General features: G+C 70.8%; 13 protein-coding genes. 2 read left to right on the top strand and 11 right to left on the bottom strand.

All coding sequences use genetic code 11. The annotated features are described in order from the left end of the window. Positions 1-10 precede the first annotated feature (10 nt). Positions 11-649 carry a DUF4328 domain-containing protein gene (locus GPZ80_RS04550; RefSeq protein WP_187218483.1) on the top strand — a complete coding sequence of 213 codons (639 nt, stop codon included), beginning with the start codon at positions 11-13 and terminating at the stop codon, positions 647-649. On the opposite strand, the gene GPZ80_RS04555 is transcribed toward GPZ80_RS04550, so the two are convergent. From GPZ80_RS04555 to GPZ80_RS04565, 3 genes are read right to left on the bottom strand one after another with little or no spacing between them, the layout of a single operon-like run. Continuing rightward, complete coding sequence (locus tag GPZ80_RS04555; protein ID WP_187218484.1) at positions 639-1,325, bottom strand: demethylmenaquinone methyltransferase; 687 nt, start codon at positions 1,323-1,325, stop codon at positions 639-641. The genes GPZ80_RS04550 and GPZ80_RS04555 overlap by 11 nt on opposite strands. A 22-nt stretch (positions 1,326-1,347) precedes the next feature. Next, complete coding sequence (locus tag GPZ80_RS04560; protein ID WP_187218485.1) at positions 1,348-2,457, bottom strand: glycosyltransferase; 1,110 nt, start codon at positions 2,455-2,457, stop codon at positions 1,348-1,350. Beyond that, positions 2,457-3,575 carry a glycosyltransferase family 4 protein gene (locus GPZ80_RS04565; RefSeq protein WP_187218486.1) on the bottom strand — a complete coding sequence of 373 codons (1,119 nt, stop codon included), beginning with the start codon at positions 3,573-3,575 and terminating at the stop codon, positions 2,457-2,459. The genes GPZ80_RS04560 and GPZ80_RS04565 overlap by 1 nt, the downstream gene beginning before the upstream one ends. Positions 3,576-3,751: 176 nt before the next feature. Between GPZ80_RS04565 and GPZ80_RS04570 the strand changes: the two genes are divergently transcribed. After that, the gene (locus tag GPZ80_RS04570; protein WP_187218487.1) at positions 3,752-4,585 is read left to right on the top strand and encodes an inositol monophosphatase family protein; all 834 of its coding nucleotides are present in this window, start codon (positions 3,752-3,754) and stop codon (positions 4,583-4,585) included. Between the two features lie 138 nt (positions 4,586-4,723). Here GPZ80_RS04570 and GPZ80_RS04575 read toward each other — a convergent pair whose 3' ends face one another. From GPZ80_RS04575 to paaA, 8 genes are all read right to left on the bottom strand, one after another. Then, the gene (locus tag GPZ80_RS04575; protein ID WP_187218488.1) at positions 4,724-6,781 is read right to left on the bottom strand and encodes an iron ABC transporter permease; all 2,058 of its coding nucleotides are present in this window, start codon (positions 6,779-6,781) and stop codon (positions 4,724-4,726) included. Then, complete coding sequence (locus tag GPZ80_RS04580; protein WP_187218489.1) at positions 6,781-7,740, bottom strand: ABC transporter substrate-binding protein; 960 nt, start codon at positions 7,738-7,740, stop codon at positions 6,781-6,783. The genes GPZ80_RS04575 and GPZ80_RS04580 overlap by 1 nt, the downstream gene beginning before the upstream one ends. A 30-nt stretch (positions 7,741-7,770) precedes the next feature. Further along, positions 7,771-8,589 carry an ABC transporter ATP-binding protein gene (locus tag GPZ80_RS04585; protein WP_187218490.1) on the bottom strand — a complete coding sequence of 273 codons (819 nt, stop codon included), beginning with the start codon at positions 8,587-8,589 and terminating at the stop codon, positions 7,771-7,773. A 68-nt stretch (positions 8,590-8,657) separates the two neighbouring features. Next, complete coding sequence (gene paaE, locus GPZ80_RS04590) at positions 8,658-9,722, bottom strand: 1,2-phenylacetyl-CoA epoxidase subunit PaaE (protein ID WP_187218961.1); 1,065 nt, start codon at positions 9,720-9,722, stop codon at positions 8,658-8,660. Positions 9,723-9,737: 15 nt separating this feature from the next. Next, positions 9,738-10,229 carry a 1,2-phenylacetyl-CoA epoxidase subunit PaaD gene (paaD, locus tag GPZ80_RS04595; protein WP_187218491.1) on the bottom strand — a complete coding sequence of 164 codons (492 nt, stop codon included), beginning with the start codon at positions 10,227-10,229 and terminating at the stop codon, positions 9,738-9,740. Then, the gene (paaC, locus tag GPZ80_RS04600) at positions 10,223-11,104 is read right to left on the bottom strand and encodes a 1,2-phenylacetyl-CoA epoxidase subunit PaaC (protein ID WP_187218492.1); all 882 of its coding nucleotides are present in this window, start codon (positions 11,102-11,104) and stop codon (positions 10,223-10,225) included. The genes paaD and paaC overlap by 7 nt, the downstream gene beginning before the upstream one ends. Continuing rightward, complete coding sequence (gene paaB, locus GPZ80_RS04605) at positions 11,101-11,394, bottom strand: 1,2-phenylacetyl-CoA epoxidase subunit PaaB (protein ID WP_187218493.1); 294 nt, start codon at positions 11,392-11,394, stop codon at positions 11,101-11,103. Before paaB ends, paaC begins: the two co-directional genes overlap by 4 nt. Further along, entirely contained in the window at positions 11,391-12,314 is a 924-nt protein-coding gene (gene paaA, locus GPZ80_RS04610; protein WP_187218494.1) for a 1,2-phenylacetyl-CoA epoxidase subunit PaaA, read from the bottom strand. Before paaA ends, paaB begins: the two co-directional genes overlap by 4 nt. Positions 12,315-12,337 lie beyond the last annotated feature (23 nt).

Raw genomic sequence — 12,337 nt, forward strand, 5'->3', positions numbered from 1 at the left:
GCGTGGAATCGTGGCGTCCGTGCTGATCGCGGCCTCAGTCGGGTTGGCGATCGCTTCCGCGGTGGCGAACTGGAACGCCTACCTCGCCGTGGTCGACTACAAGCGCCGCGACGCGACCTTCGAGGACGCGCTCGCCGCCCGCGACCTGACCATCGAGTACGGCGCGACCTACTTCTTCGTGTTGGCCGCCGCCGCGATCACGTTCCTGTTGTGGCTCTACCGCGCCCGCGCGAACGCCGACTTGCTCTGCGACGCGCCGCATCGGCATTCGAAGCCGTGGGTCGGTGGGTCGTGGTTCTGCCCGGTGGTGAACCTGTGGTTCCCGTACCAGGTCATGTCCGACGTGTGGAAGGCCAGCAAGCCGGAGACGCCGTGGCGGCTGGAGTCGCTCAAGCAGGTTCCGGGCAGCCCGCTGCTGTGGGTGTGGTGGGCGTGCTGGGTCGGCAGCTTCGTGATCGGCCGGGTGTCGGCGCTGGTCAACGACCAGCAGACGTCGCCGACCCTGGAGAAGTACTACACGCTGGCGATCGTCAAGTCGGTGAGCGCGGCCCTGATGATCGTGGCGGGCGCGTTGATCATCGTGGTGATCGTCCGGATCGGCCGCTGGCAGGAGCGGCCCCGAGACGACCTGGCCCTGGCTACGGCTTGACAGCCCGGTGCAGCGCGACGACGCCGAAGGTGAGGTTGAGCCACTCGACCTCGCCCCAGCCCGCCTCGGCGATCATCTCCGCGACGGTGCGCTGGTCGTGCCAGTCGCGCATCGACTCGGCCAGGTAGGCGTAGGCCTCGGCGTTCGAGGAGAACGGGCGGGTCACCAGCGGCAGGCCGCGCAACACCGTGTTGTGGTAGAGCCAGCGCAGGATCTTGGCGGGCGGCTGGGAGACCTCGCAGATCACCAGTCGCCCTCCCGGCCTGGTCACCCGGGCCATCTCGCGCAGCGCGGCGACGGTGTCGTTCATGTTGCGCAGGCCGAAGGACACGGTGACGGCGTCGAAGGCGTCATCGGCGAACGGCAGGTGGAAGGCGTCCGCGGCGACCTTGGGGACCGCCCGGGACCTGCCGCCGCGCAGCATCTCCTGGGAGAAGTCGGCGGCCACGCACCAGGCGCCGGAGCGGGCGTGCTCGATGGTCGAGACCGCGGTGCCCGCGGCCAGGTCGAGCACCTTCTCCCCCGGTCCCGCGTCGAGGACGCGGCGGGTCTGTTCGCGCCATCGCCGATCGAAGCCGAGGGTCATCACCGAGTTGGTGCGGTCATACCCCTTGGCGACTCCGTCGAACATCTCGGCGATGTCTTGCGGATCCTTGTCCAAACCGGCGCGAGCCATGGCCGAACTGTACGAGAAGACCTCAGTTGAGGCTCAGCGCGGTCAGCATTCCGCGGACCGACGTGGGCCAGTCGAACTGCTCGGCGCGCGCCCGGGCGGCGGCACGCCGATCCGGCTCCGGTACGGAGAGCAGCCCCTCGACCGCGCCCGCGAAAGCAGGGGCGTGGTCTGAGACCGCCGCGCCGCACTCCGGGCGCACCAGCTCGCCCAGGGCTGACGACTCCGAGACGACCACCGGGGTGCCCGAGGCGAGGGCTTCCAGCGCGGCCAGCCCGAACGTCTCATGCGGTCCGGGGGCGAGTGAGACGTCGGCGGTGGCCAGGAGCGCGGCGACGTCGGCGCGGTCGGAGACGAAGCCGAGGAAGGTGACCGGCAGGCCGCTCGCGCGCCTGCGCAAAGCGGCCATCCGGGGGCCGTCGCCCGCGACCACGAGCCGCACCCGGTGCCCGGAGCCGTGGAGTTCGGCGAGGGCGTCGACGCTGCGTTCGACGTGCTTCTCCGGGGAGAGCCTGCCGCAGTGCACGAGCAGGGCGTCCGCGCCGGCGGCCAGGGTCGCGCGAAGAGCGTTGTCGTGGCGGGTGGGGGCGAACGTCGTGAGGTCCACACCGAGGGGGACGCGGCGGATGTTGTCCGCGCCGATGCGGTCGAACTCCCCGCGCGCGAACTCGGTCGTGCAGACCACGGTGTCGTAGGAGGCGGCCATCCGGCGGTTGGCGGCGTCCGCGAAGCGCCGGGCGACCGGGCCGGGCAGGAGGAACTGCTCCAGCAGTCGGTCGAGCCGCTCGTGGGAGATGACCACGCTGGGGACGTCGTGGTCGGCGGCCCAGTGGCCCATGCCGCGCAGGGTGAGCCGGTCGGAGACCTCCAGGCGGTCCGGCCGCAGGCTTGGCATGAGTGCCTTGACCCGCATCGGGTCGACGGCCCGGTAGCCGCCGGTGCCGGGGATGGCGGGGGCGGGCAGGGTGAGCCGCCGGACGCCGGACGGCAGCCATTCGTCGCGGCGGTGCCCGCCGGGGACGACGAGGGTGACCTCGTGCCCGGCGGCCACGTATCCCGCGCCCAGGTGGTGCAGCGCGGTTCGAAGACCTCCGGAGCGCGGGCCATAGAAGTTGGCGAGCTGCACGATTCGCACTAGGCGGCCTTGGACCGTCGCCTTCCAATGGCGACATCGTCGTAGTGGCCGACCAGTTCCTCGCACACCGCTGACCACGTGCGGCTCAGCACGTCGGCCCTCCCCGCCGCACCCATTCGGCGGCGCAGCAGGGTGTCGGCGAGCCGCTCGACGGTCGGCCGGAGTTCCGGACCGAAGCGCGCCGGGTCGAGGAGGAAGCCGGTGCGGCCGTGGTCGACCAGGTCGCGTGGGCCGCCCGCGTTGGGTGCGATCACCGGCAGGCCGGACGCCATCGCCTCCTGGACGGTCTGGCAGAACGTCTCGTGCGGTCCGGTGTGGACGAAGACGTCGAGGCTGGCGTAGGCCGCGGCGAGGTCGTGGCCACCGCGGAAGCCGAGGAACGCCGCGCCGGGCAGGCGGGCGCGCAGGTTCTCCAAGTCCGGCCCGTCGCCGACCACGACGACCCGCACGCCCGGCAGGTCGTTGAGCACCGCGAGGTGCTGGACCTGCTTCTCCGGCGCGAGCCTGCCGACGTAGCCGACGAGCAGCTCGCCGTCGGGCGCGAGTTCCGCGCGCAGGGCACGGTCGACGTGTTCGGCGGCGAAGCGCTTGGTGTCGACCCCTCGCCCCCACCTGTGGACGCGGGGGATGCCGTGGCTGGCCAGGTCGCGGACCGACGCGGTGGACGGCGCCAGGGTCCGGTCGGAGTTGGCGTGGATGCGGCGAATCCAGCGCCACGCCGCCCGCGAGCCGCGGCTGAGGCCGTACGCGGCGGCGAACCCGGCGACGTCGGTCTGGTAGACGGCCACGGTCGGCACGCCGAGTCGTCTGGCCGCCCAGAGTCCGCCCGCGCCGAGGACGAACGGCGAGGCGAGGTGGACGACGTCGGGCTCGAAGTCGGCGAGGTCGGTGAGGATCTTCGGCGTCGGGACGCCGATGGGCAGGGACGTGATGACGGGCAGGTCGACCGCGGGCACACGACTGACGTTCGCGTGCAGGTAGCGGTCGGGCCCGGCACCGGGCGCGATGACCATCGCCTGGTGCCCGCGCTGATGGAGGTGTTCCACGATCCGCAGCACGGAGTTGCTGACCCCGTTGACCTGCGGCAGGAAGCTCTCGGTGACGATGGCGACGCGCACAACAGCAACGTCGCACCTGGCTATTGCCCGCGAGGGGTCACCCGAATGACCGATAGGCGAACTGCGCCGGAACACCCCGTGAGTCGGGTGGACACGGCCAAGCTTGGCCTGGTCATCCGCGGGTGGTCACCTCGGCGTCGCACCACGGACACCCGGAGTGGTCACTCTAGGTTGGCATGACGCTCTTGTCCTCTCGTCCCCGCAAGCCGGTCGAGCCCGGCCTGCTGTCCAGGGCCCTCGAGGTCGCTGGACGCCTCGCCAACGACGCCACGGATGTCATCACCGCGACAGCCGGACGCGGGGCCAGGCCCGGGATCGAGGACTCACCCTTCGACTGGGTCACCGACACCGACCGCACCCTCGAACGCCACACCCGCCGCATCCTGACCGCCGAATTTCCGGGCATTCCGGTTGTGGGCCAGGAATTCGGCGCGGACGTGGGCTCCGAGGACGCCGAGTTCCGCTGGGTCGTCGACCCGGTCGACGGCACCGCCAACTACGTCGCCGGGGTCCCCTGGTGCGCCTACAGCCTCGCCCTGGTGGATGCGGAGGGCCCGGTCGTCGGCGTGGTCGCGGACCCCTTCCGCGGCCAGATCTATGCCGCGGCCCGCGGACGCGGCGCCCGGGCGAACGGGCAGCGCGTCTCCCTGACCGACCGGACCTCGACCGCGGGCGCGATCGTGTGCACGGAACTGACCCGCACCGGCCCGTGGCCGGGAATGGGCGGCTTCATCGAACGCGCCGCGTCCGCCCGGGCAGGAGTACGGGTGCTGGGGTCGGCGGCCCTGGCCATCGCCCAGGTAGCCCTCGGCCACGCGGCCGCCGCGGTCCTGCACAGCTACCACGAGTGGGACGTCGCGGGCTCGGTCGCACTGGCCCTGGAGTCGGGCGCGGCGGTGTTGGACCGGCATGGGGAGGACTTGGCGTTGCCGGTCGACGGTCTGTTGGTGGCCGCGCCGGGGGTGGCAGACCAGGTGCTCACGTGGTGGCAGGAGTCGGCCAACGCGTGACCGGTTGCCCAACTTTCGATTGAGTTTCGCCTACCTCGATCGACTCCCGGATCCCACACATTCGACCGATGTCCCGCGGCCATCGCAGCGGCAGGGTGGAGGTATGGGAGAACCCAGCCGCACAGCCCCCTACCGGTGTCAGCCGAGACGTGACCGAGTCCGCCACAACACCAACACGAAATACGGCGTCCCGATCAACGCGATCACCAGCCCAGCAGGCACCTGCGCCGGCGCGATCACGGTGCGCCCCAACGTATCCGCGACGCTGACCAGCACAGCGCCCAACACCGCCGCCACCGGGATCACCCGCCCATGCCGCCCACCGACGAGCGACCGGGCAAGGTGCGGCGCGACCAGTCCGACGAAGCCCACGACCCCGATCGCCGACACCGCCGTCGCGGCCAGCACCGCGGCAGCGGCGAGGAGCAGCAACCGGGAGCGGTCCACCCGGAGACCGAGCACCCGAGGAGTGTCGTTGTCGAGAGCGTGTAGATCGAGTTCCCGATGCCGGGACCACAGCAGCGGTGTCAGCACCAACAGCGCCAAGCCGATCGGGATGAGCTGTTCGAGCGTGCGCCCATAGGTGGAGCCCGACAGCCAGGTCAGTGCCTTCGCGGTGTTCCACGGATCGGAGGTGACGAGCAGCAGCGTGATCACGGCCATTCCACCCGACCAGGTAGCGATTCCGATGATCACCAACCGGTCGGAGTCCAGTCCCGATCGCCACGCCAGTCCGTAGACCAGGGCGAACGCGGCCGCGGCCCCGACTCCGGCTGCCCCCGCGATGTGCCAGGCGCCCGCCATCGGCACGGCGGTGATCAGCGTGACGGCGCCGATGCCCGCACCCGCGGTGATCCCGAGCAGGCCGGGTTCGGCCAATGGGTTGCGGCTGACGGATTGCACGGCGCAGCCCGCGATGGCCAGCGCGGCTCCGGCGGTGAGGGCGGCGGCGACCCGGGCGAGTCGTTGGTCCAGCACGAACGTCAGGGCCGGTCCGGTGCGGCCGGAAAGCCAGTTCGCGAGGTCACCGAGCAGCACCAGGCGGTCGCCGAGCAGAAGTCCGATGAGAGGAGTGACGGCCAGCAGAACCGTGAGCACGACCCCGGTCGCGATGAGCCCGCGTCGCGACCCGGCGACGGCCACCCGACCCGTGGGTGTGCTGGGTGCCGGGCCACTTGACCGGCCGCGTCGGGCGAGCCAGACAAGGACTGCGGCGCCGAGGATCGTGGTGACCACGCCGGTCGGGACCCGCAGGGCCTCGGCCGAGCCCATGGCGGCGCGGAGGGCGACGTCGGCGCCGAGCACGAGGACGACGCCGACCAGGCCGGACAGCGGCAACGTGATCCGGTGTCCGCCGAGTTTGGGCGCGAGCAGGCGGGTGATCACGGGTGCGCACAGGCCGACGAAGCCGACCGGGCCCGCCACCGTCACGGCGGCGGCGGTGAGGGCGACGGTGAGCAGGACGGCGCCGACCCTGGTGCGGCGGACCCGCAGGCCGAACACGGTGGCGGTGTCGTCGCCGAGGGCGAGGACGTCGAGGGAGGGGCCCATCGCGATCAGTGCCACGACGGCGACCAGCACGACCGGGGCCATCTGCTGGGTCGCCACCAGGTCGCTGACCGTCAGGGAACCGCTGCCCCAGGCGAACAGGCCGGTTGTCTCCTGCTCGAACAGCAACAGCAGCAAGATCGTCGCGGAATGGAGGGTCAGAGCGATCGCAGAACCGACCAGCACGAGCCGGGGGCTTGCCGTGCCTCCGCCGGACATCCCGAGCACGGCGGTGGCCGCGGCGAGGCCGCCGAGGAACGCGACGGCCCCGGCGGGGACGGTCGGCAGGGCTAGGCCCGCCACCGCGGCGGCGACAACGGCCAGGTGGGCGCCCGCGTTGACCGCGAGGGTGTCCGGTGAGGCGAGCGGGTTGCGGGCCACCGACTGCATACCCGCACCCGCCACACCCAGGGCCAGCCCGACCAGCAGCGCGGTCAGCAGCCGCGGGAGCCGCGAGCCTTCGAGCACCGCCAGGGTGGCCGGATCTCCTTGGCCGACCACGGCTTTGAGCACGTCGAACACGTCGACCGAGGAGGTGCCCTGGGTGAGGTGAACGGCTGAGAGCACCGCGATCGCCGACAGCGTCCCGACCGTCACCACACCCGCGCGGGTGCGGGCGGGCCCCCGCACAAGGAGATCCGTCGACATCAGGCGGTGGCGGCCTTGACGACCTGCTCGGCGATGGTGATGACCGACTTCGGTCCGCCGAACGTCCAGGTGCCCGAAGCGAACTTGGTGACCTTCTTCGACACCACGAACGGAAGTCGCTGCCACACCGGGTTCGCGGCAAGGCCCTCGGTGAACACGTCTTCGCCGGAAGCGCTGTAGAGGAGGATGGTCTTCGGGTCGGTGATCGAACTCAGGCCCTCGACGTCGGTCTGGCCCAGGCCCCACTGCGGGTCGACCTTGCCGGTGTAGGCGTTCTTCAGGCCCACGTTCTCGGCGATGTCGGAGACGAGCGAGCCCTTGCCGAACGGGCGGATGTTGATCGTGCTGCCTTCCTTCCAGCCGTCGGCCATCAGGAACGGCGTGCCGGACGCGCCCTTGGCCTCGACGGCCTTGCGGCTCTCGGCGAGCTTGGCGTCCATGTCGGTGAGGAGCTTGTCGGCTTCGGCGGTCTTGCCGAGGGTGGCGGCGATGAGCTTGAAGTCCTCGCGCAGGCGGTCGAAGTTGCGGGTCGCGTCGGTGCTCTTGGTGACCACGACCGGCGCGTACTTCTCCAGCCGCGGCACCAGGGTGGAGTCGCGCTCCTCGGCCATGATGATCACGTCGGGGGCGAGGGCGGCGATCGCGTCCTCGCTGGGTTCCTGGCGCTTGCCGACGTCCTTGACGGTGCCGTCGAGCGGGGCGGCGGAGTCCCACTTCTTGTAGCCGTCGGGATCGGCGACGCCCGCGGGCATCACGCCGAGGGAGGCGACCATCTCCGCCTCGCCCCACTCCAGCACGACGACCTTCTTGGCCGCGGACTTGAGGGTCACCTCCTTGCCTCGCGCGTCGGTGACCGTGACCGGCGCGTCCGCGCCCCTGGTGTCGTCGGTGGCCGGGGTTTCGGTGGTGCCGCAGGCGGAAAGCAGGATCGCGGCCGCGATCAGGGGCAGTGCGCGCATGTGCTCGTCTTTCTATCGGGGAGGGGGAAATCAGGCGTTGGACACGGCACGCGGCGCGTGTCTGCCGACCGGGCGGCAGTGCACCGCACCGGTGACCGGGTCGGTGGCCACGTGGACGGTGACGCCGTAGGCCTGCGAGAGGTGCTCGGTGGTGAGGACTTCGGCGACATCGCCGCCTGCGACGGCGCGGCCCTCGGCGAGCAGGACGACGTGGTCGGCGATGATCGCGGCGTGGTCGAGGTCGTGCAGGACCACACCGACCGCGACGCCGTCGTCGGCGAGGTCGCGGACCACGTCGAGGATCTCCACCTGGTAGCGCAGGTCGAGGTGGTTGGTCGGCTCGTCGAGCAGCAGCACGGAAGTCTGCTGCGCCAGGCAGGAGGCGAGCCAGACGCGCTGCAGTTCGCCACCGGACAGTTCGTCGACGCCGCGGTTCGCCATCGGTTCGACGCCGGTGAGTGCCATGGCGCGGTCGATCGCCGCGTTTCCTTCGAGGTCGGCGCCGCGCCAGCCGGACCGGTATGGGTAGCGGCCGAAGGCGACGACGTCGCGAACGGACACCCCTGCCGGGACCGGGCGGTGCTGGGTGAGCAGGGTGACCTCGCGGGCGAAGTCCTTGGCGGACAAGGCCGACACCGCGCGGCCGCTCAGTTCGACGGAGCCCGCCGTGGGCCGGTGCAGACGGGCCAGCGAGCGCAGCACCGTCGACTTGCCGGACCCGTTGGGCCCGACGAGCGCGGTGACCGTGCCCGCCCGCAGGTCGAGTGAGACGCCCTCGACCACGGTCCGGTCGTGGTGCGCGAGGACCAGGCTGCGCCCGGCCATCGCGACGAGTCCTCCAGCTGACATGGAGGTTAGGCTAACCTAAATTCAATCCCCGTCGACGTGGTCTGCACCACGTCTACCAGGGTTGATCACTAAGCGTCGAAGTCGACCGTCACCGAATCCGTCACCGGCAGGCCCTGGCAGGTGAGGACGAACCCGGCGTCCAGCTCGTGCTGTTCGAGCGCGTAGTTGCGACGCATCTCGACCTCTCCGACGACGACCTTCGCCCGGCACGTCCCGCACACGCCGCCCTTGCAGGCGAACGGCAGGTCGGCGCGGACGCGCTGCGCGGCGTCGAGAATCGGCTCGTCGTACGGCAGCGCGAGGGTGGTCTCGCGGCCGTCGAGCAGGATCGTGACGGCGGACGTCGGACCGTCGGGCCGACGGTCCTCGGCGCGCTTGGGCTCGGGCGGCGGCTCGTCCACATAGAACAGTTCGCGGTGGATCTTGGTGGCCGGGACGCCGCGCTCGGTCAGGACCGCGTAGGCGTCCTGGACCAGGCCGAAGGGGCCGCAGAGCCACCAGTGGTCGATGTCGGTCGCGGGCACGACCTGGTCGCACAGCGCGGCGAAGCGCTCGGCGTCGAGGCGGCCGGAGAACAGTTCGACATCGCCCGGCTCACGGGACAGGACGTGTACGAGCTGCAACCTGGTCGGGTAGCGGTCCTTCAGGTCGGCGAGTTCCTCGGCGAACATGACCGTGTCGGAGCGGCGGTTGCCGTAGAGGAGGCTGACGCGGTTTCCCGGCTCGGCCAGGACCGTGCCGACGATCGAGATGACCGGCGTGATGCCGGAGCCCGCGGCGACGAACGCGTGGTGGCTCGGGGTGGTCAGATCGGGGGTGAAGTTTCCTTGCGGGGCAAGGACTTCGAGCGTGTCACCGGGTTCGAGGTCGTTCACCAGCTTGCTGGAGAACAGGCCGCCCTCGACGCGCCGCACGCCGATGCGCGGGTCGGCGCCGACCGGGGCGCAGATCGAGTACGACCGGCGTTCCTCGCGGCCTTCGACGTCCTGTCGCAGCGTGAGGTACTGGCCCGCACGGAAGGCGAACTCGTCGGCGAGGTCCGCGGGAATGTCGAAGGTGACCGCGACGGCGTCGTCACAGAGCCGGTCCACCCGCTTCACGGGGAGCGAGTGGAAGGTTGACCGGCGGGTCATGGCGGCGGCGGTCAACTAAATCTCCTTGATTTGTTCGAACGGCTCTCGGCAGTCCTCGCAGCGGCGCAGGGCTTTGCACGCGGTGGAGCCGAAGCGGGACAGTTCGGTGGTGCGCGCGGAGCCGCAGTGGGGGCAGCTCACGCGGCGCTTCGGTGGCTCCAAGGTGAGCGGGATCGGGCCGACCGCGCGGGGGCCGATGCGCGACGGCGGGGCGATGCCGTGCTCGGTGAGCTTGCGCAGACCGTCGTCGCTGATCCAGTCGGTGGTCCACGCGGGGTGCAGGACGGTACGGATCTCGACATCGCGGTAACCCGCCTCGGTGAGCTTCTCGTGCAGGTCCGACCGCATCTCGTCGAGCGCGGGGCAGCCGGAGTACGTCGGTGTGATCGTCACGACCACGCGGTCGCCGACCTCGCTGACCTCGCGCAGCACGCCGAGATCGGCCAGGGTGAGCACCGGGAGCTCGGGGTCGAGCACCTGCTCGGCGACCTGACGCGCGCTCACCACACGCCTCCCGGCAGGGCGCGCGCGACCACCTGCATCTCGGCCAGGAGAGGCGCCATGGCCTCGGTGTGCACGCCGCCTCGGCCGCCGCCCGGGACGCTCGCGACGTCGGGACGGGTCAGACCGGCGGCACCCAGCACTGTGTCGAGCACGCTGTCCACTTCGGACCTGAGCTCGGCCGGGTCGACGGCGACGCCCGCCTCGGCCAGGCGGTGCTCGATGGGGTGCGCGGTGAAGAGCTCGTCGAGGTGCGGCCAGACCACAGCGAGGCCCGCGACCATGCGCTCGCGGGAGTAGTCCGTGCCGCCCGCGAGTCGCAGCACCCACTGGGCGGCGTGGTCGCGGTGATAGGTCAGCTCCTTGACGCCCTTCGCGGCGACGGCGGCCAGCACCGGGTCGGCCGAGCCGGTCAGCCGGTGCAGCAGCGCGAGGCGCCACGCGGAGAAGACGAGCAGGCGGGCCATGGTGGTGGCGAAGTCGCCGCCGGGGCCGGGGCCGCAGTCGATCTCGGCGAGATGGACGTTGCGGAACTCGGACGAGTCGCGCAGGTAGGCCAGGGCGTCCTCGTCGGTTCCCTGGATCTCCCCGGCGCGGGAGAGCAGCATCCGGGCCTGGCCGAGGAGGTCGAGCGCGATGTTGGCCAGCGCGACGTCCTCTTCCAACTCAGGGGCCTTGGCGCACCACTCGGCGAGACGCTGGGCGTAGACCAGGGCGTCGTCGCCGAGCATGAGGCAGTAGGCGGCGAGGTCGTCACGGTCCACAGTGGACGAAATGGCGCGGTCCACACCGGACAGCGCGTGGGTGAAGCCGGTGCCGAAGGCCCAGTGCTTCTCCTCGTGCCCCTCGACGAGGGACTCGTAGGCATTGTCGAAGCTCATAGATGCGGCACATCCTCGGGAATGGCGTAGAACGTCGGGTGCCGGTAGACCTTGTCGCCCGCGGGGGCGAAGAACGGGTCCTTCTCGTCCGGGCTGGACGCGGTGATGGCGTCAGCCTTGACGACCCAGATGCTCACGCCCTCGTTGCGGCGCGTGTAGAGGTCGCGCGCGTTGCGCAGCGCCATCTCGTCGTCGGGTGCGTGCAGGGAGCCGACGTGCACGTGGTTCAGCCCGCGCTTGCCGCGAACGAACACTTCGTAAAGAGGCCAAGACGACCTGGGCTCAGTCATGCCACCCGCTCCTTCTTAGCCGCGTAAGCGGCAGCTGCTTCCCGAACCCACGCGCCGTCCTCGTGCGCCTTGCGGCGGTTCTCGATCCGCTCGGCGTTGCACGGGCCGTCGCCCTTGACGACCTGCCAGAACTCGTCCCAGTCGATGTCGCCGAAGTCGTGGTGGCCGCGCTCGGCGTTCCAGGCGATCTTCGGGTCCGGCAGGGTGACGCCGAGCTTCTCGGCCTGCGGCACGGACATGTCGACGAAGCGTTGACGCAGCTCGTCGTTGGTGTGCCGCTTGATCCGCCAGACCATGGACTGCTCGGTGTTGGACGACTCGGCGTCCGGCGGGCCGAACATCATCAGGGACGGCCACCACCAGCGGTTGACGGCGTCCTGCACCATCGCCTTCTGCGCGTCGGTGCCACGCATCATGGTCATGAGGAGTTCGTAGCCCTGGCGCTGATGGAAGGACTCTTCCTTGCAGACGCGGATCATGGCGCGGGCGTACGGGCCGTACGAGGTGCGGCAGAGCGGCACCTGGTTGCAGATCGCGGCGCCGTCGACCAGCCAGCCGATGACGCCGACGTCGGCGAAGGTGAGCGTGGGGTAGTTGAAGATCGAGGAGTACTTCTGGCGGCCCTCGATGAGCTTGGTCGTGAGGTCCTCGCGGTCGGCGCCGAGGGTCTCGGTGGCGGCGTAGAGGTAGAGGCCGTGACCGGCCTCGTCCTGCACCTTGGCCAGCAGGATCGCCTTGCGCCGCAGGCTCGGGGCGCGGCTGATCCAGTTGCCCTCGGGCTGCATGCCGATGATCTCGGAGTGCGCGTGCTGCGCGATCTGCCGGATCAGCGTCTTGCGATAGCCGTCCGGCATCCAGTCGCGCGGCTCGATCCGATGGTCGGCGGCGACGACGCGCTCGAATTCGCGTTCCAGGTCCACACGGTCGATGTTACACCTGGAGG

Source organism: Actinokineospora xionganensis, assembly GCF_014323725.1.
In the GTDB taxonomy this organism is placed as follows: domain Bacteria; phylum Actinomycetota; class Actinomycetes; order Mycobacteriales; family Pseudonocardiaceae; genus Actinokineospora; species Actinokineospora xionganensis.

Coding starts and splice junctions, on each gene's coding strand:
- GPZ80_RS04555 (WP_187218484.1), bottom strand. CDS start 1,325: ATGGCTCGCGCCGGTTTGGACAAGGATCCGCAAGACATCGCCGAGATG.
- GPZ80_RS04570 (WP_187218487.1), top strand. CDS start 3,752: ATGACGCTCTTGTCCTCTCGTCCCCGCAAGCCGGTCGAGCCCGGCCTG.
- GPZ80_RS04575 (WP_187218488.1), bottom strand. CDS start 6,781: ATGTCGACGGATCTCCTTGTGCGGGGGCCCGCCCGCACCCGCGCGGGT.
- GPZ80_RS04580 (WP_187218489.1), bottom strand. CDS start 7,740: ATGCGCGCACTGCCCCTGATCGCGGCCGCGATCCTGCTTTCCGCCTGC.
- GPZ80_RS04585 (WP_187218490.1), bottom strand. CDS start 8,589: ATGTCAGCTGGAGGACTCGTCGCGATGGCCGGGCGCAGCCTGGTCCTC.
- paaE (WP_187218961.1), bottom strand. CDS start 9,722: ATGACCCGCCGGTCAACCTTCCACTCGCTCCCCGTGAAGCGGGTGGAC.
- paaC (WP_187218492.1), bottom strand. CDS start 11,104: ATGAGCTTCGACAATGCCTACGAGTCCCTCGTCGAGGGGCACGAGGAG.
- paaB (WP_187218493.1), bottom strand. CDS start 11,394: ATGACTGAGCCCAGGTCGTCTTGGCCTCTTTACGAAGTGTTCGTTCGC.